At 69.7% G+C, this 16,677-nt stretch carries 15 protein-coding genes; 3 read left to right on the top strand and 12 right to left on the bottom strand.

Annotated features, from left to right (window positions below; translation table 11 throughout):
- Positions 1-44 precede the first annotated feature (44 nt).
- Positions 45-1,790: a gamma-glutamyltransferase gene (gene ggt / locus IPN47_24905; protein MBK9411216.1), complete on the bottom strand. Its 1,746-nt coding sequence runs from the start codon at positions 1,788-1,790 to the stop codon at positions 45-47.
- A gap of 244 nt (positions 1,791-2,034) precedes the next feature.
- On the opposite strand from ggt, the gene IPN47_24910 reads away from it, so the two are divergent.
- Positions 2,035-2,724 carry a hypothetical protein gene (locus tag IPN47_24910; GenBank protein ID MBK9411217.1) on the top strand — a complete coding sequence of 230 codons (690 nt, stop codon included), beginning with the start codon at positions 2,035-2,037 and terminating at the stop codon, positions 2,722-2,724.
- Positions 2,725-2,926: 202 nt separating this feature from the next.
- On the top strand, positions 2,927-4,489 hold the full coding sequence (locus IPN47_24915) for a response regulator (protein ID MBK9411218.1): 1,563 nt from the start codon (positions 2,927-2,929) through the stop codon (positions 4,487-4,489).
- A 127-nt stretch (positions 4,490-4,616) separates the two neighbouring features.
- On the opposite strand, the gene IPN47_24920 is transcribed toward IPN47_24915, so the two are convergent.
- The 4 genes from IPN47_24920 to IPN47_24935 all read right to left on the bottom strand — a co-directional run bounded on the left by IPN47_24920 (position 4,617) and on the right by IPN47_24935 (position 9,137).
- On the bottom strand, positions 4,617-5,912 hold the full coding sequence (locus tag IPN47_24920; GenBank protein MBK9411219.1) for a M20/M25/M40 family metallo-hydrolase: 1,296 nt from the start codon (positions 5,910-5,912) through the stop codon (positions 4,617-4,619).
- A 28-nt stretch (positions 5,913-5,940) separates the two neighbouring features.
- Positions 5,941-7,107 (bottom strand): asparaginase, encoded by a 1,167-nt coding sequence (locus IPN47_24925; GenBank protein MBK9411220.1) that lies wholly within the window; start codon positions 7,105-7,107, stop codon positions 5,941-5,943.
- 2 nt (positions 7,108-7,109) lie between these two features.
- Positions 7,110-7,979, bottom strand: a complete 870-nt coding sequence (dat, locus tag IPN47_24930) for a D-amino-acid transaminase (protein ID MBK9411221.1) — start codon at positions 7,977-7,979, stop codon at positions 7,110-7,112.
- 111 nt (positions 7,980-8,090) lie between these two features.
- Positions 8,091-9,137, bottom strand: coding sequence for a beta-propeller fold lactonase family protein (locus tag IPN47_24935; protein MBK9411222.1), 1,047 nt, complete (start codon positions 9,135-9,137; stop codon positions 8,091-8,093).
- 134 nt (positions 9,138-9,271) lie between these two features.
- Here IPN47_24935 and IPN47_24940 point away from each other — a divergent pair, with 134 nt between their 5' ends.
- Positions 9,272-9,805, top strand: coding sequence for a hypothetical protein (locus IPN47_24940; protein MBK9411223.1), 534 nt, complete (start codon positions 9,272-9,274; stop codon positions 9,803-9,805).
- A gap of 42 nt (positions 9,806-9,847) precedes the next feature.
- Here IPN47_24940 and IPN47_24945 read toward each other — a convergent pair whose 3' ends face one another.
- The 7 genes from IPN47_24945 to IPN47_24975 all read right to left on the bottom strand — a co-directional run bounded on the left by IPN47_24945 (position 9,848) and on the right by IPN47_24975 (position 16,587).
- Positions 9,848-10,441, bottom strand: a complete 594-nt coding sequence (locus tag IPN47_24945; protein MBK9411224.1) for a hypothetical protein — start codon at positions 10,439-10,441, stop codon at positions 9,848-9,850.
- Positions 10,442-10,485: 44 nt separating this feature from the next.
- Positions 10,486-10,872, bottom strand: coding sequence for a response regulator (locus tag IPN47_24950; GenBank protein ID MBK9411225.1), 387 nt, complete (start codon positions 10,870-10,872; stop codon positions 10,486-10,488).
- A 197-nt stretch (positions 10,873-11,069) separates the two neighbouring features.
- A complete protein-coding gene (locus tag IPN47_24955) occupies positions 11,070-11,573 on the bottom strand; it encodes a GTP-binding protein (GenBank protein ID MBK9411226.1) in 504 nt (167 codons plus the stop codon).
- Positions 11,574-11,616: 43 nt separating this feature from the next.
- Entirely contained in the window at positions 11,617-13,377 is a 1,761-nt protein-coding gene (locus IPN47_24960; GenBank protein MBK9411227.1) for a hypothetical protein, read from the bottom strand.
- A 14-nt stretch (positions 13,378-13,391) separates the two neighbouring features.
- The gene (locus tag IPN47_24965) at positions 13,392-13,943 is read right to left on the bottom strand and encodes a hypothetical protein (GenBank protein MBK9411228.1); all 552 of its coding nucleotides are present in this window, start codon (positions 13,941-13,943) and stop codon (positions 13,392-13,394) included.
- Positions 13,944-14,050: 107 nt separating this feature from the next.
- Positions 14,051-15,421 (bottom strand): sigma-54-dependent Fis family transcriptional regulator, encoded by a 1,371-nt coding sequence (locus IPN47_24970; protein MBK9411229.1) that lies wholly within the window; start codon positions 15,419-15,421, stop codon positions 14,051-14,053.
- Positions 15,421-16,587: a PAS domain S-box protein gene (locus IPN47_24975; GenBank protein ID MBK9411230.1), complete on the bottom strand. Its 1,167-nt coding sequence runs from the start codon at positions 16,585-16,587 to the stop codon at positions 15,421-15,423. The genes IPN47_24970 and IPN47_24975 overlap by 1 nt, the downstream gene beginning before the upstream one ends.
- Positions 16,588-16,677 lie beyond the last annotated feature (90 nt).

Raw genomic sequence — 16,677 nt, forward strand, 5'->3', positions numbered from 1 at the left:
ATTCGGAGTCGGGCACGGGATGCGACGTCGTGCGGGGCGCTGCCCTAGCGCTTGGCAGCGGCTGCGGCCTTGGGCCTGGTCTTCGCCTTCGTCACGCCCGCCGGCATGGGCGTCCCCTGCGGGATCGCCTGCCCGTCGTGGCGCGGTTCGCTGGCGCCGAAGTTGACGCCGTCTGGCAGGCGCATCACGGCCTGCCCCCAACCAAAGACGGAGGAGCGCGGGCCCACATCGCGCACGTCATGACCGAGCGCCTTGAGCTCGGCGCGCACGCTGGCGGGGACGAGCGTCTCGACGTTCACGTCGCAGCCGTCGAACGACGACTTGGAGAAGCGCCCGGCCTCGAGCGCCTGCTGCAGCGTCATGCCGTAGTCGGCGATGTTGGAGACGAACTGCGCATGCGCCTGCGACTGGTTCCACCCGCCCATGATCCCGAAGCCGATGCGGACGCCATCCTTCTCCATGAAGGCGGGGATGATCGTGTGCAGCGGGCGCTTGCGCGGGGCGAGGACGTTGACCGCGGTGCTGTCGAGCGAGAACAGCGACCCACGGTTGTGCAGCAGGACGCCGGTGCCGGGGGCGGTGAAGCCGGAGCCAAACTCGGAATAGATAGACTGGATGAGCGAGACGATGTTGCCGTCCTTGTCGACGACGGTGAGGTAGATCGTCTCGCTCCCGGTGAGGCCGCTCACCGACGCGTACTGGGCCGGTGGAACGCTGCAGGCCGCCCTCGACGGATCAATCGCCTTCGCGCGCTCGGCGGCGCGCGACTTGTCGAGCATCGCGGCGACCGGCACGGAGGTGAAGTGGGGATCGGCCGTGTACCGGAGCATGTCGGCGTAGGCCAGCTTCTTGGCCTCGATCATCGTGTGCATCGCCTTCGTGCTGTGGAACCCCCACTCCTTCACGGGGAAACGCTCCATGAGGTTCAGCATCATCAGGGCGGCGATGCCCTGCGTGGGGGCGGGGAGTTCGCTCACCGTCCAGCCGCGATACGTCGTGCTGATGGGGGTGACCCAGTCGGGTTGCAGCTCACGGAGGTCGTCGAGGGCCATCGTCCCCCCTTCCTCCTTCGAGAGGCGCACGATGGCTTCGGCCACGGGGCCGGTGTAGAAGCCGTCACGTCCACGCTCGGCGATGCGGCGCAGGGTCTTCGCGAGGTCGGGGTTGCGGAAGACGTCGCCTTCCTTCGGGGCGCGCGCGCCATCGAGGAGGAAGGTGGCCCTGGTGTAGGCGTTGGCGGAGAGCTTGGTGACGGCGCTCCCCCACATGCGCGCGACCTGTTCGGTGACCGGAAAGCCGTGCTCGGCGTAGTGGATGGCCGGGGCCAGGAGCGTGGGAAAGCCTAACGTGCCGAAGCGGTCGTGCAGCGCCTGCCACCCCGACACCGCGCCCGGGACGGTCACGGTGTGGATGCCGCGCGGCATGCTGGTGTGTCCCTGCGCGCGCAGCATCGGCGCGTTGAGCCCCTTGGGGGCCCATCCGGCGGCGTTGAGTCCGTGCAGCGTCCGCGTCCTGGCATCATAGACGATGGCAAACAGGTCGCCGCCGATGCCGTCGCCCGAGGGTTCGGTGAGGGCGATGACCGCATTGGCGGCGATGGCCGCGTCGATCGCGTTCCCTCCCATCTCGAGGATCTGTGTCCCGGCCTTGGCCGCGAGCGGCGAACTGGAGGCGACGATGCCCAGGGTGGTGGTGACCATGGAGCGCCCCACCACGGGGAGCGGCGCGCCCTGCGCGTCGGCAGCGGAGGAAGACATGAGGGGCGCGAGGGCGAGGGCAGCGACGACGATCAGGCGGCGGTGACGCCAACGGATATGAGGGGTCATCAGGCGACAATCGAGCCCGGTCGCGTCGCCGTCAAGGCGCGACCGTCAGCTCATTCGCGCCACACACGGGTACGTGCGTCGTCGGACGCTGGTGCGCGCGTCGTCGGGTGCTGGTGAGCGCGTCGTCGGGTGCTGGTGAGCGTGACCAGCGGGCGCTAGCCTTCCCGCCCGACTGCGTCCGCCCCCCCAGCCGCACCCTCGCCACCCCATGCCTCGTCGCCCGAACCTGGACGCGCTCCGCGCCGCGCCGGTGCGCACGCCCCCGCTCACGGCGTACACCCCCGCCGAGCGGCGCCTCATCGCGACGCTGCGGACCCCTCGACAGGTGCAACGGTACCTTCGGTCCCTTCCGTACAACTGGGAGCACACGCTACGGAGCTTTCGCGGCGCGGTGGCCGCCGGGCGGGCCCACTGCCTCGAGGCCGTCCTGTTCACCGCGACCGTCCTGGCGCATCACGGATACCCGCCGACGGTGCTGGACATCGAATCGGACGACGGCCTCGATCACGTCCTCTTCCTCTATGAGCGCGACGGCAAGTGGGGGACGGTCGCTCGCTCGCGCGACTTCGGGCTGCATGGGCGCCCGCCGGTCTTTCGGACGATCCCGGCGCTGGTGGCGAGCTACCAGGACGCGTACGTCGACGGGACGGGGCGCGTGAACGGCTACGGCGTTGCGCACCTCGACGCCCTGACGCCGGCGGACTGGAGGCTAAGCGAAAAAAACGTCTGGCGGGTGGAGCAGGCCCTCATCGACATGCCGCACTACCCACTCCCGATGGGGGAGCGACACTACCAGCGCACCTTGCGCCGCTTCCTCGACTTCAAGGCCAGCGGAAAGTCCGTGACTCGGCGCACGATGCGGGTCCTGTACGGCACGCAGACCAAAAACTGGTGGTGAGATAGCGGAGATTAGAAACTTGTAGGGTCTTCCGCTTTTCTGAGATCGCCCCAATCTTTGCATCGCCTTCGGGGTTCGACGTGGACGGCACGTCGACACCTCTTTTCCCTCCCAGCCGTCTCCCTCCGTGCCGACAGGCTCCCCGCCCTTCTCGGCCGGCGAAAACGATCGTCTCCCCACCTCGCCGGCAACACCGGTCGGAGTGAGTGCTACCTCCGACGACAAGTACCACTCCTTCCTCGCCCTCACCAGTGAGGGGATTTGGCACGCGTCCGCCAATCCCCCCATCCCCATCGCCCTTCCGGTCGACGAGCAGGTGCGTCGCATCCTGAAGGACGGCGTACTGGTGGAGTGCAACAACGCGATGGCGCGCATGTACGGCCTGACCGACGCGCGGCAGCTCGCCGGGAACACGGTCGGGCAACTGCTGGTCGAGGGTGATCCGCAGAACCAGGACTACCTCGGCGCGTTCGTGCGGGGCGGCTACCGACTGGAGGGATTCGAGTCGGTGGAGCGAATCAGCGATGGGAACCGCCGCATCTTCCTCAACTCGCTGGTGGGGATCGTGCGCGACGGGCATCTCGTCGAGGCGTGGGGTTCGCAGACCGACATCACCGAGCGCAAGCGGCTGGAGGCGCAGGTTCGCCAGGCGCAGGCGTTGGACGCGGTGAGTCGGCTGGCCGGGAGCGTAGCGCACGATTTCAACAACCTGCTCACGACGATCCTCACGTCGGTGGAGATGTTGATCGACCAGTTCGGGCCGACGGACGCGGTGCGGACGGACGCCGAGGAGATCCGACGCTCGGCGCGGCGCGGGGCGGAGCTGACGCGCCAGCTGCTCGCCCTCTCGCGGCAGCAGGTGTTGGCGCCGCGGGCGATCGACGTGCATACGCTGGTTCGGCGCGTGGAAGGGGACATTCGCAACACCTTCGCCGCGACGGCGAAGGTCGACTTCACCTTCGGCGACGGGCCGGGGATTGCCCACGTCGACGTCGAAGAGCTGGAGCAGATGCTCTTGCATCTGGCGACACACGCCGCCGAGGTGATCGGGGAGGCGGGAGCGTTCGCCATGGATGTCCGGCGGGAACGACTCACCGAATCGCGCGCGGCGCTTCCCGACCAGGTGACGCCGGGCGAGTACGTGACGATCAGCATGCGGCACTCGGGAGTGCAGCTCGCCTCGAGCGGGGGGGCGTCGCTCCTCGAGCCGTTCGCCGGCTCGGAGATGCCTTCGTTAGGCTCGGGATTGGCCCTGGCGACCATGTACGGCTTCGTGCGCCAGAGCGGCGGCGCCGTGGTCCTCGAGCCGTCGCCGGCCGGGGTCTCGCTGACGATCTACTTCCCCGCGACCTCGCTGCCGACGCCGACGATGCCGTCGCACCTGGCGACCAACCGCGGCGGGCAGCGAACGGTGCTCCTCGCCGAAGACGAGCCGACGGTGCGCCTGATGATGAAGCGCGTCCTCGAGCGGGCCGGCTACTCGGTGATGCAGGCGAGTACGGGCGAGGAGGCGTTGGCGATCGCGCGCGCCTACCAGACGACGATCGACGTCCTGGTGACCGACGTGATCATGCCCGGGATGGGCGGGGGCGAACTCTCCCGGCTCCTGCGGCGCGAACGCCCGGGGATCCGCGTGCTGCACGTCTCGGGCTACACCGCCGGGGCCCTGCGCCATCACGACGTGCTGCAGGAAGGGGCCGCATTCCTTCAGAAGCCGTTCTCACCGCAGACCTTTCTCGCCAAGCTGCAGGAAGTGCTGGTGTAGTTCGGGAAGACGGGAAGACGGGAAGACGGGAAGACGATAACGACCCTCGGGCGCATGAGTCGGCGCTCCCGATGCCGTCACTCGTCTTCTCGTCTTCTCGTCTTCCCGTCTTCCGTGATCGTGAGCGCTACGGCGTATACGTCGCTCGCCCGAGTCCCGTCAGCGCGCTCACGATCAGGAGCGCCCACTGCGGCCCCTTGAAGCCTTCCTTGCCGTCGTCGTAGGACTCGGTGATGGAATGCGCCCCCTTCCCCTCGCCGCCGCCGTCGATGGTGATGGCCGGGATGCCGAGGCTCATCGGGATGTTGGAGTCGGTGCTGCTGGCGCCGGTTGGGGCGGTGAAGCCGAGCGACTTGCCGGCGGTGAGCGCGGTGCGGGCGATGAACGACGTGTCGTTGACCTGCGCGGCGGGGCGCACCCCCATGTCGGTGATCTTGAGCGAGACCGTGTCGCGGGCGCCGGGCCAGCGCGCGTTCTCCTCGCGCAGCGCCTCGGCGAGCGCCGTCTTGAACTTGGCATCGACCTTGGCGAGTTCCACGGGCGACTCGGAGCGCATGTCCACTTCCATGGCGCCTAACGGCGAAATCGTGTTGACCGACGTCCCGCCGGAGACGATCCCGACGTTGAAGGTCGTCTTGGGTTCCTTCGGCACGCGGAACTCGGAGATCTTGGCGATCGCGCGCCCCATGGCGTGAATAGGGTTGGCCATCCCGAAGGCGCCGTAGCTATGGCCGCCGGGGCCGGTGTACTGGATGAGGTAGCGATGGCTCCCCACGCCGCCGGTGGTGAGGCCGAGCCCCGTGCCGTCGACCGAGATGAAGTAGTCGATCTTCTGCGGCGGCTTGCGGAAGAGGTAGCGCATCCCGCGCAGGTTCCCCGGCCCTTCTTCGCCCACGTTGGCGATGAAGAGGATCGTCCCCGGGGTCTGGATCTTCGCATCCTGCATGGCGCGGGCGACGGCGAGGATCGTCGCGAGGCCGCGGCAGTCGTCGCCGATGCCGGGGGCGGTCATCTTCGTCCCTTCCTTCTTCACCGCCACATTCGTCCCCTCGGGGAAGACGGTGTCGAGGTGCCCGGCGATGGCCACCGTGGGGCCGTTCCCCGTCCCCTTGCGCGTGGCGATCACGTTGCCGATGGAGTCGATGGCGACCGGCAGCCCTAACGCCTCGAAGCGACGCTTCATCTCCAGGCCGCGCTTCTCCTCCTTGAACGGCGGGGCCGGGATCTCGCAGATCGAGACCTGCTGCTCGAGCGTCCAGGCGTTGTCGCGCTGGATGGCGGCGAGCGCCGCCTTGACCGCGGGGTGATCGGCGGGGACGGTGGCCGGCTGCTGGGCGACGAGCGAGAGCGGGGCGAGGGCGGCGAGGATGAGGGCGGCGCGTGCGCCTCGGCCGCGCGCGGCGGGAGCGTGGGACGACGACATGGCGTGCGTGGTGGGGAGAGTGGTGCGCTCAGCGCGCGTTGAACAGCTCGGCGATCCCCCGCGCGTCGGTGCGCGCGGCGAGGGCGAGCATGAGGAGGACTCGAGCCTTCTGCGGATTGAGGTCGGTGGCGCCGATCGTCGCCCCTCGCCCTGACGGCAGGGTGGCGAGCGAGTCGGGGGCGCTCCCTGCTCCTACGCGCCCGCTCCCCGTACGGTTGGAGATGACGACCGTGACCCCGCGCTGGGTGGCGCGCCGCAACGCCCGCGACATGGCGGGCGTGGTCCCGCCGCGCCCGACACCGGCGAGGACGAGTCCTCGGGCGCCGGCGTCGACCAGCGCGTCGACCGCCACCGAATCGGCGCCGATGTACGCATAGACGACGTCGACCCGCGGGAACTCCCCTAACGAGTCGAGGTCGTAGCGCGGCGCAGCGCACGCCGGGGCGGGGCGGTGAAAGACCACGGTGTCGGGGTCCGCGAGTCCGAGGACGCCGGCATCGGGGGCGGTGAAGGCGTTGAGGCGCGTGGTGTTGCTCTTGGTCACGTCGCGCGCGGCGAAGAGCTCGTCGTTCATGAGGACCATGGTCCCGCGCCCGCGCGCCGCCGGTGCCACTGCGGTGCGAATGCTGTTGCGCAGGTTGGCCGGCCCGTCGGCGCCCACCGCATTGGCCTGGCGCATGGCCCCGGTCACGATCACCGGTTCGCAGCCGCCGACGGTGAGCGAGAGGAAGTACGCCGTCTCCTCCATGGTGTCGGTGCCATGGGTGATGACGTAGCCGGCCGGCGCGTTCGCGTCACGCTGCAGCTGACGGATGCGTCCGGCGAGGGCGCGCCACATGGCCTGCGTCACGCTCGACGACGCCACGTTGCTGAACTGCTCCACCGTCACGGTGGCCATCTCGCCGATCCCCGGAATGCCGCCGACCAGTTCCGTCCCGGTGCGACGCGCGTCGTCGCCCAGGTTGGAGATGGTGCCGCCGGTCGCCAGGACGTGCACGCGCGGCGGGACGCGCGTCACACCAGGCTGCGCGCCGACGAGCGTCGGCGAGAGCGCGAGGAAGGCCATCACCGGAACGAGCGCGGCGCGCCGGGTGGGTAAGCCAGCGGGGCGATGCGCCGCGCGCACCGCCCCGCTCGTCCCTCGCCGCACCTCGCCCGCCACGACTGGCGCGGCGTTCGATGCCGACCGCCCCATGCCTAACGTTCCCCGGCCGGGATCGCCCCGTAGATGCGGGCCGCGAGCGCGTCATACAGCGCCTTCGAGACCTTGCCCGGCTTGCCGTCGCCCACCGGCGTCCCATCGATCGAGACGATCGGCATCACGTCGGTCGTCGTCCCGGTGAGGAAGGCCTCCTGCAGCTGCGGCAGGTGGTGCGTGTGGAACGGCGTCTCGTTCACCGGAATCCCCAGCTCGCGCGCCACCTCGAGCACTACGTCGCGCGTGATCCCGGGGAGGATCAGGTTGCTCGCCGGATAGGTGCGAAGCTCGCCATCGATGACGCCGAAGATGTTGGTGTGCGACCCCTCGGTGATCGCGCTCTCGCGCACGAAGATCGCCTCGAAGACGCCGTGGTCGACCGCATGCTGCTTGGCCATCACCGCGGCCAGCAGGTTCACCGTCTTGATGTCGCAGCGCGACCAGCGGATGTCGGGATAGGTCACCACCGCCACGCCGTTCGCGCGCTTGTCGGTGGGGAGCGCGAATCGTTGCGCCGAGAGGAAGACGGTGCAGGGGGTGCCCGGGGGCGGGAAGTGGTGCGTGCGCGGCGCCGCGCCGCGCGTGATCTGCAGGTAGACCGTCCCCTCGCCCGAGGTGATGTCGTTGCGCTGCAGGAGCTCGAGCGAGACCGCCTCGATCTCGTCGAGCGAGAGCGGCGGGTCGAGGCGCAGCTCGCGCAGCCCGCGCGCCAGGCGCTTCATGTGCCGCCCCGACTCGAAGAGGCGACCGTCGACGGCCCGGGTGACCTCGTACACGCCATCACCAAAGAAGAAGCCGCGCTCATCCACGGAGAGCTTGGCTTCATTGCGGGGGAGGTATTCCCCGTTCAGGTAGACCACGCTGGACATGCCATCCTCTGTCGCAAGACGACCCGTGCGCGCGCCACGCGCGTCACGGGTCGTTTTCTACGGCTCGGGAGCGGCCAAGTCAAGGCGCCGCGCGGTGGTTCACGACGGCGCTCACGGGAGCCGCGCGATGAACGCCATTCCGTCAGGGTTATTCCCCGCATGAATGGTGCGACTCACCGACAGCGTGGCGAGGTCGATCTCGACCACCTCGCCCAGCGCCGCCGTCGCCACCCACGCCCGCTTGCCGTTGGGCTCCATGAGGATCCCGAGCGGGACCGCGCTGTTTCCCATGTCGCCCAGCACCACCTCGGCCTTCTTCTTGGCGGGATCGAAGGGAATCTGGATCGTGGCCAGCTGCGTGCGCTTCACCACGTCGTAAACGGTGATGGCGCCGGCGGCCGCGTTGGAGACGAGGGCCCGCTTGCCGTCCACCGTGAACTTGAGGCGGTTGGGGAAGCGGAGCGTGGGGAGCGCACCTAACGAATCCAGCGTGGCGGCATCGAGGATCGTGAGAAAGTCGAGCTGCCGGTCCGCGGCCCACACTTCCTTGCCGTCGGGCGAGACGTCGATCGCCTCAGGCCCCTTCCCCGTCACCTTCACCTGCACCGCCTTGCCGGCCGCCACGTCGATGCGCGACACGCTCCCCGAGCCGATGTTCGCGGTGTACGCCATCCGCTCGTCAGGCGCGAGCGCCACCATGTGCGTCCCGTTCTGGTCGGTGGGGATCGCCTTCTCCACCACCCCGGCCCGCACATCCACCACGAGGAGCGCCCGGCTCGCCTCGACCGTCACCAGCACACGGCGCCCGTCCTTGAGCCAAACGATTCCGTGCGGTCGGCGGTACTCGCCGATCGAGATGGTGCGTGGCGCCCCCGTCCCCGCGAGGTCGATCACGCTGAGCGAGCTCCCCGCCACCTGGTTACCGTAGTTCCCCACCACGGCCGTGCGCCCGTCGGGGGCAACGGCCACTTCATGCGGACCATCTCCGGTGGGATAGGTGCGGACGATTTTCCCGCTCGCGATGTCGACGATCGACGCCTGCGCGTCGCTCTTGTTGAGGACGATGAGCGCCGACTGCGCGCGCACCTGCGGGGCAGTCGCAAGCAGCAGCGCCACGGCGCCAAGCACGCCTCGGACGACGGAACGATCGAGCAGCACGGGAGACCTGCCGGGAGAAGGATCAGAACGCGCAGGTGCCGCCGGTGGCGCCCGCGCCGCGGGACGCTAACGCCCGACACCCCCGGTGCCAATGCGCAGGGACCAGTCGTCCTCCGAATGGTCGTCCCCCTGCCATGACTCCACGACTCGTCCTGCGCCTCCTCGCCGTCCCGCTCATCGTCGCCTACGCCGCACGTCGGCTGGTGGTGGCCGACTATTGGGACCTGCTCGACGACGTCAATCTCGCCGTGCACGAAGCGGGGCATCTCGTCTTCCAGCCGTTCGGCGACCACGGCATGACGATCGGCGGCTCGCTCTTTCAGGTCCTCGTCCCGCTGGCGTTCGTCGCCTACTTCGCGAGTCGGCGGCAACGCTTCGCCGCCAGCGTCGTGCTGGCGTGGGTGGCGGTGAACCTGCTCAACGTCGCCCGCTACATCGGCGACTCGCGCGCCCAGGAGCTCCCGCTGCTCGGCGGCGAGAACACGGTGCACGACTGGTGGTATCTCCTCACCGAGTGGGACCTGATTTCGCAGGATCTGGTGATCGCGCAGTGGGTGCGCGCGGCGGCGACGCTGGTCTGGGTCCTGGCAGCGGCGGGAGCCCTGGCCTTCGCGCGTGAATCGTCGGTCGCCAGCGACGCCGAGTCGTTCTCCACGGCGGTCGAGTAGCGCCGGTCACCGGCGGCGCCTCGGTGCCCGGCTGCGGCGCGATCAGCGCGCGAGGAGGACCGGCGGCGGCGGCGTCCCTTCCTCGCCGCTGAACGGCACCGACGTCCACTGCACCAGTCCGATGCCGGCAACCCGCACCGCGTCGAGCTCATGCTCGTCACGCGGGTTGCGCGCCACGAGTTCGAAGCCGCGCTCGCGCGAGAATTCGCTCAGGGAAACCATGAGTCGAAAGACGTCGGGGACGCTTCCGGCGCCGTGCACGAACTCCGGCGCGAGGCGGATGTAGCCCGGCCCCGCCGCGGCGAGCAGTTCGAGCAGCGTCAGCCCCCACGTCCCCCGAATCTCGACCATCGACGCCAGCCCGAGCTCCCGGGCCGCCTGCACGGCGTGGCGCGTGCGCCCCGCGTCGAAGCTCTCCGGCGTCTCGAAGAGCGTGAGAATGCAACGCGACCGTGACGCTGCCAGCGTGCGCAGCACCGGCTGCACGTACGCCTCGAAATCGCGCGCGCCGGTGACGTCGGTATACACGGCGTACGCCGAGAGCACCAAGCGTCCGCGACGGTCCGCGAGCACGACGCGCTCCGATGGGTCCGCCGGGATCGGGACCATCCAGAGCTCTTCGCGCGCGAGCTTCACGCGCGGAGTCGACGTCGATGGCGCCCGATCCACAGCTCGCGCCCCTAAGCGGCGATAGAGTGACACAGCACCCTCGCCAGTTGCACCATCGGGAGATGACGGGCGTACACCTGGTTGAACTCGGTCAGGTCGACCCCGTTGTCGGACAGGGCGGCCGCGTCTGAAGCCAAGGCGATAAGGCGGGCGAGCGGAAACCGGCGACGGGTGTCGACGGCGAGCGAGCGGGCGGCGGCGACATTCAGGACGTTCACGCCGACGACCACGGCGTCGTAGTGCAGGTGGTGCACGAGCGCACGCGCATCCTCCATCCCTTCGGCGCAGTCGACTCGGCAGCCGCGAAAGGTGAGGTAGTCGCTCAAGGCAAAGAGCAGCGCGCTCTCGTCATCTACGATGAGGACGCGCACGAGTTCGGTGGTCACGGAAGGGCTCACGATGCGGGAATGGACACCGCCATGTCATGGCAAGGCCCCTGCCAGTCCGTCGTGGGCAGGTGAATCGTCGCAACCCCTTGTCGGACAACACGATGGCCGCTCGGCTCGGCAGCCATTCCCCTCACGACTTCTCGCCCGCAGACGCTCGTTTCTGGAACGTGGACCGGCTCTCGGCAATTAGGCCGGCGCGGGACGGCTCAGCGATCGAGCATGCGACGCACGAGGTGGTGGAACCCTTCCTCGACGGCGTCGCCGGTCCGGGCGGAGGTCCTGACGATGGGGAGTCCCGTGGGGCCGTTGGTTTCGACGAAGGCGTCGTCGATGGCCCAGCTCTCGGCCAGGTCGCTCTTGTTGAGCAGGAGAAGCGACGGCACGGCGCCGACGGTCTCCTCGGCGAGGGCGCGAATGGTCCGCGTGGTGACCAGCGTCTCGGGGCGCGTCCCGTCGGCGACGTAGATGAGGCCGGAGGCGCCGCGGAGGTACGACAGGCGCACCCGCTGGAATTCGTCCTCGCCCTGCAGGTCCCAGAGCAGGAGGGAGACGGTGGTATCACCCATCGTCACCAGCTTCCGGTCGATCTTCACCCCGATCGTCGCCTGGTACTTCTCGGAGAAGATCGACTCCACGAAGCGCCTGACGAGGCTCGTCTTGCCGACCGCGGTGGCGCCGAGCATGCAGACTTTTCGCTGGACGACGGACATGGGGAAGGGGCGGGAGACGGGAGACGGCGGACGTGAGGGGAAGCTACCGTCTTTCCAGGCTGATGCGGAGGCGCACCTGGCGCAGCGTGCGGTCTGTGCTGGTGCTATCGACGCCGGCGCTGAGCGACTGCATGGTGACGCCGCGCGCTTGCAGCGCCGATCGCATGCGGTCGGCGCGTGCGCGGCGGAGTGCGACGTTGGCCTCCTCGGTGCCGACGCTGTCGGCGAGCCCGATCAACTCGATGCGGGCACTGCGCTCGCCGCGCGCCGCGTCGTCGAGGAAGCGTCGCAGGCGGGTGGCGAGCGAGTCGATGCGCTCGGCCTGTGCGATGACCGGGGTGGTCCCGCCACGGGGGTAGTCGAAGGTGATGGTCTCGATGGAATCGGCGGTGGCGCGCAGCGCGACCTCGGCCGAGTCGGCCAGCTCCGTCAGGCGCAACGCTCCGACGCCGGGGACGGCGAGTGCGAGCCGCTGCGCCTCGGCGCGCCAGGCAGCTGACGCCACGCCCCCAGGCACCAGCGTGTCACCCGCCAGGCGCAACGTGGTGCGTGGCGACGGATGGAGCAGCGCCTCGGCGCGGCGCACCACGAACTCGGGGCGCAGTGCGATATACGGCTCCCACTTGGCGGAGAGCCGGGCCGAGTCGATTCCCGCGGCCGCGGCGAGCGCGATGGGATCGCGGGCCAGCGGGTCGCGCAACCCGGTGAGCACGAAGCGTCCGTCAGCGCGGCCGGCCGACCCCACCACGACCCCGGGCTCGCGGCGCAGCTGGTCGAGGTAGCCATCGAAGCGGCGCTGCTCCATGACGCGTGGCACGGCGCACCATCCCACCGCCGCGAGGACCGCGACGCCGAGCAGGACGGTGCGCCACTGCCCGCTGCGCGACGACTCGCTGGCCTGCGAGACAAGGCAGCGCTCGAGGATCCCGTCGCGAATCGCGAACGGGACGCCGGTGGCCCCGAAGCGCTCGATCTCATCGGCGTGCGCCAGGTGCACCTCTTCCAGCGCCTGCTGCATCGTCTCGCGCAGCGCCAGCGGCGGCTGCCCACGGATCACCGCCGCGAGGATCGCCCCGGGGCCGCTCTCGGCCCAGACGGTCAGGTCGCCGAGCGCGAGCGAATCGAGCCCTTGCTGCTCCGACACGCTGAACGAGTCGCGCGCGAAGTCGCGCAGCGCCGTCATCATCGACGCCACGAGGTCGGGGGCGAGCGCCTGCACGCCGGGGGCGGTGCGATGCTCGATGAGGAGCCCCGACTCGCGGTGGATGACGAAGAGCTGCTCGACGCGGAAGAGGAGCGAGTGCGAGAGGACGACCTCGCCGAACGACTTCCCCGTGCGCATCGCCTCCCACCGCCAGGCGAGTCCGCGCAGCGAGACCGTGTGCTCGAGGGTGGTGTTGAGCGACTGTACGAGCTCGCCCAACGCGTTGGAGATGGCGCGACGGATGGCCGGCCCCATCACCGGGAAGATCGCGTCGACGAGTGGCTGCGGATCGCGCCGCACCGAGGCCTTGATCGCGTCGCCGACCAGCGGGCCTAACGCGGCGCCGAGGCGTTCGTCGCTGGCGGCGCGGCGGGTGATGGCTTCGGGGAGGACCTTGGCGACGTCCTCCACGTGCAACGCCGGGCTGGCCAACTTGCGCTCGATGGCCCGGATGCGCTCGCGATCGGGGTCGAGGATGAGGGCGCGCAGCTCCTGCAGGCGGTCGGTACCACCCACCGGAGTCATGGGGACCTCACGCTCCAGGCGCTCGGCGCCGTCCACGCGCGCCTCGCCCTGCTCGACCCGCAGCCGATCGGCCATGAACGGCGCGTTGCCTAACGGGGCTCGCCGTCGGCCAGCCGCTGGGCGAACTCGGCGAACATCGCGGCGATCGCCGTTCGGTCGGCCTTGGCGCTGCGCAGCTCGAACGCCTCGCGGCGCAGCGTTTCCGAGAGCTCCTGGTGCCGGCGCGACGTATCCTCGGCGAGCTGCCGCAGCTGGTCGCTGAGCGCGTTGCGCATCTCGCGTTGCTGCTGCGCCACCTGCTCGGCGAGTGCGGCGACGCGGTCGGAGAGTTCACGGTTCACGTTGGCCGTCGCGTCCATCGCGTCGCGGACGCCCTGCTTGCGATCGCGCTGCTCCGCCGAGAGCGACGCCGACAGCGACTCCAGCTCCCCGCGCAGGAACTGCTCGGTGGCCGTGAGGCGCCGGTGCATGTCGTCGCGCAGCTCGCCCGACTCGCGCAGCAGGCGCTCCTCGAGCGTGGTGAAGCGCCGGTCGTAGTCGCGCATCTGCGCCCCGAACAGGATGTCGCGGATCTTGTCCACGTTGCCCGTGTCCGGTGGCGTCGGCATCGGTGCCGTGTCCGGCACGGCGCCGTTCAGCATGTCGCTCATCGTGTCCCGCCCTCGGGGGCGCGCGTCGCCGCCGCCCGCCCGTTCGTGGTAAGTGACTCCATCCCCAACCAACTCGCTGCAGCCGGCACCAGGGGCCGCTATCGCTGACGTTCCCTGGGGACGACGATCTGCATGGCCTTCAACTTCTGGTAGAGCGTGGAGCGTGGAACCCCGAGCTTGGCAGCCGCCTGCTCCACATGCCCCTGCACCGCCTGCAGCACCCGCACGATATGGCGGCGCTGCAGTTCGTCCAATGTCAACTCGAGGTCGACCTCGCCGGAAGGTGCCGACGCAGCGACAGACTCGAAACTGAGGTCCTCGGCGCGCAGCTCCTGGCGTGCCGAGAGAAGGACGGCCCGCTCCAGGACATTGCGGAGCTCGCGGATGTTTCCCGGCCAGCCGTAGCGGGCGAGAGCGCGCTGGGCGTCGGCGGTGAGCTCGATGCGCGGTTTGCCCAGTTCGATCGCCAGCCGATCGAGGAGCTGGCGTGCGAGGATCGGGATGTCCTCCACGCGATCGCGCAGCGAGGGGACGATGATCGGGATCGTGCTGATGCGGAAGTACAGGTCGCTGCGGAAGCGGTTCTCCCCGACGAGACGCGAGAGGTCCTGGTGCGTCGCCGCGATGAGGCGCACATCGACCTGCCGGTCGCGCAGTGCCCCCACGCGCCGGAACACCTGCTCCTCGAGCACCTTGAGGAGCTTGGGTTGCAGGATGAGTTCGAGGTCGCCGATTTCGTCGAGGAAGAGCGTCCCGCGATGCGCGAGTTCGACGAGCCCGGTCTTCTGCGCCACCGCGCCGGTGAAGGAGCCCCGCTCATGGCCGAAGAGCTCGGACTCGAGCAGCTCGCGCGGAAGAGAGGCGCAGTTGAGGTCGACGAACGGCTGGTCGCTGCGCAGTCCGTGGGTGTGGATCCAGCGGGTGAGGATCCCCTTCCCCGCTCCCGTCTCGCCGAGAATGAGGATGGGGCGTTCGGCGGTGGCGACGCGTTCGGCCTGCTCGCGCAGCTTGCGAATGGCGGCCGAGGTGCCGACGAAGGGATCGATGGCGACACGGCGCTGGCGCGCGGTGCGGGCGAGTTGCTGCTGGCGGTCGCGCTGGCGCTCGAGGGCGCGCTGCAGGACGACGAGAAGCGCAGGGAGGGCGACGGGCTTGGTGAGGAAGTCGTCGGCCCCCTGCTTCATCGCCTGCACGGCGAGTTCGACGGTGCCGTGCCCCGTGAGGACGACGACAGGGACGTTGGCGTTCACCGCCCGCAGGCGGGGGAGCAGGTCGAGCGCCGTCCCGTCTGTCAGCATGTAGTCGCTGAGCACGATGTCGGGGCGGTGTTCGATGAAGGCGGCCTCGGCGTCGGCGCAGCTGGGCGCCTCGATGAGGTCGAAGTCGAAGCCCTCGAGGAAGTCGCGAATGGCGAAGCGAATCGCGGCGTCGTCTTCGACGAAGAGGAGGCGTGTGTTGGCGTGCGTCATCAGGTGGTGGCTCTCGTCCCATCCCCAGCGGCGGGGAGCACGACGCGCAGGCACGCGCCGCCTCCCTCTCGGTTCGCCGCGACAATTTCCCCGCCGTGATCGTGCACCAGGCGGTGCGCGAGGGCGAGCCCCATCCCGGTGCCGCCGCGGCGGCGCGAGAAGAACGGTTCGAAGACGCGCGCCTCGTCGCCGTCGCTGAAGCCGGGGCCTCGGTCGCGCACGAGGAACGCCACGGCACGCGCGTCGCGCAACGTCGCCGGCTGCAGGACCACCTCCACCGTCGTCCCGCGCCCGCTGTGCTGGACCGCATTGACGATGAGGTTGTGCAGCACCTGCACCACACGTTGCCGGTCGGCGCGAATGAGCGGAAGGGGCCGCACGGCCGACGTGCTGAGCGCGACATCTTCGGCGGTGGCGAGGGGACGCGCGAGGTCGAGCGCCACCTGCACGAGCCCGGCCGCCTCGGTGTCCTCGAGCACGAGCGCGGCCGGCTTGCCGTAGTCGAGCAGCTCCCGCATCAGCGCGTTGAGCCGCTCCACCTGTGAGGCCAGCACCGGGTAGTAGCGTTGCACCTCGGGAGTGTCGCCCAGGCGCGAGCGCATCGCGTCGAGCGTCGAGGAGATGGCAAACAACGGATTGCGCACCTCGTGCGCCACCGCGGCCACCAGCTCGCCGATGCGCGAGAGCGTCTCCTGTCGGCGCAGTTCCTCGTGCAGCGCCATAGTGCGCTGGTGGGCCACCCGCTCGGCGTGCAGCTCGCGGGCCTCGTCCTCGGCACGCACGCGCTCGGTGACATCGTGCACGATCATGTGGACCAGGGCGCGGCCGTGCATCGAGAGCGGGCCGGCGTAGATCTCCACGAGGCGCAGCTCGCCCGAGGCGTGCTTGTGGGGAAAGGCGAACGAGTGCGCCCCAAGCTCAGCCGCGACCTCCAGCGTCTGGAGGACGTCGTCGTCGGGGAGTGCGGCGAGCTCGGTGACGGCGCGCTGCGTGAGCGCCTCGCGCGACAGGCCGTAGAAGTCGGCGGCGGCGCGATTGGCATCGACAATGGCGCCGTTGGCCGGGTCGACCACCAGCTGTACCGCCACGTTCTGCTCGAAGAGCTGGCGGTACCGCGCGTCGGCCGATTCGATCGTGCCGACGGAGTCCCGTTCGACGATTGCCATTGATTAGCACTTGCCAACGAAGCGGCAAGTCGCTTCGCGATCGCTACTTACGGGCCTTTCGCGCCCCTGTCAATGCCAACGGCGGCCTTC

Source organism: Gemmatimonadota bacterium, from assembly GCA_016719105.1.
Lineage (GTDB): Bacteria > Gemmatimonadota > Gemmatimonadetes > Gemmatimonadales > Gemmatimonadaceae > SCN-70-22.